General features: G+C 26.7%; 1 protein-coding gene. It reads right to left on the bottom strand.

Translation table 11 applies throughout. The features are described 5' to 3' along the window. Positions 1–254: 254 nt before the first annotated feature. Entirely contained in the window at positions 255–1,367 is a 1,113-nt protein-coding gene (locus U881_RS0101770; RefSeq protein ID WP_024653059.1) for a hypothetical protein, read from the bottom strand. Positions 1,368–1,553: the final 186 nt, after the last annotated feature.

Below are 1,553 nucleotides of genomic sequence, written 5' to 3'. Positions count from 1 at the left end.
TAAAATATGGTGTGAGGATTGGTTGTAATTAGCTAAGAGTATGTTTTTAAGCAATTGAGGTTAATATTTATAGCATACTTTATCCTAGCTTTAACAAATACTTACATTTTTGCTCTACAGATATCCTATTTCCTATTTTCGTAGCTTATAACTTTGCAATGAGAGCATGTAAAGTCCATCTTTCCATTCTTAACTCATCTTTTACTTCTAGTTAACACAAAGTCAACTTCCTTTACTTTTTATAGCCTTTTAATTTATTCCCTTTTCTCTTTTAATTTTTCTTCTGCTTGTGTTAAGTATCTTTGTGCTCTTTCTATATATTGGTCTGTGGTTTCTTTATCTTTTCTTAAGGCTTCTTCAATATATTTTTGTGTGATTCCTGTTGTATCTCTTGTTATGAATTCTAATGCTAAATTTTGTGCTAGTGATACATAATTTTTTATGTATTGCATTTCATTTTTTGCTTTTTGTATGTATGTTTTTGCTTTTTGCACATATTCTTGTGCATTTGGTTTTGCTACTTTTTGATAAAAATCTGTTAAATATATTTTTGATATTATCATATTTGTTATTGATAGTACTGATACGTACATTGTGAGTAATGTTTCTCTTGCTATATCTATTATCTTGTAACGGATTTCTGCTAGCATTTCGTATATTATTGCATTTATTGTATATTCTTGTATTGACTCGAATGCTTCTGTGTTTTTTGCTAATTCTGAATATTTTTGTACTTCTTTTGCATATTTTCTTATGGTTTCTTCGTCACTTTGTGTTTTTGTTGTGTGTGTTTCTGCGTCTGATTCTAAGATTATATATTGGTATATGTATTCTTGGTATAATTCTGAGTATTCTTGTGTTGCAAATCTTTGGTATATTTTTGATTGTGGGTTTTGGCCGTCTGATAATAGTGTTTTTATTCTTTTATGTAATTCTTTTATTTTTTCTGTTTGTCTTGCTATTTGTTGTTCTATTATTGGTGTTATCATTGTTATTGCTTTTGATGTCAACATTTTTGATGTTTTGTTTATTATTAATTTTGGGTTTTTTTCTACTTCTGTTAAATAGCTTTCTAATTCTGTTGCATTATATGGCATAAGTTCTTTTGCCATTGTTATGAATTTTTTTGCTTTTAATATAAGGTTGTATTTTGGTTTAATACTTTCTTCTGTTCTTTGTTGATGTGTTAAATCTTCAGGATTTTTTGCAACACTTGTTCTTGTTTGATGTGTTGAATCTTCAGTATTTTTTACAGCATTTGTTCTTGTTTGATGTGTTGAATCTTCAGTATTTTTTGCAGCATTTGTACTGCAACAAAAAAGTAGTAGTAAATTACACAGTAACGAGTGTTTTATACATTTTGTCATATAATATTCTCCTTATTTTAAGTGTTTTCATTATATATTAGTTATTTGATTCCGTATATATATACTTTTGAATTTTTATTTCTTTTGTAAAGTTTCGTGTTTTGTTATAAAGTTTATGTTAAACAAAATTAATTTTTGTTAACTTATTGTTAACTAAGAAGGTTAAAGTGTTATGAGTAAAGTAAA

The sequence above is a fragment of the Borrelia persica No12 genome, assembly GCF_000500045.1.
GTDB lineage: Bacteria > Spirochaetota > Spirochaetia > Borreliales > Borreliaceae > Borrelia > Borrelia persica.
The sequence above is the reverse complement of the archived record's forward strand: the minus strand, read 5'-3'. Positions and strand labels throughout refer to the sequence as shown.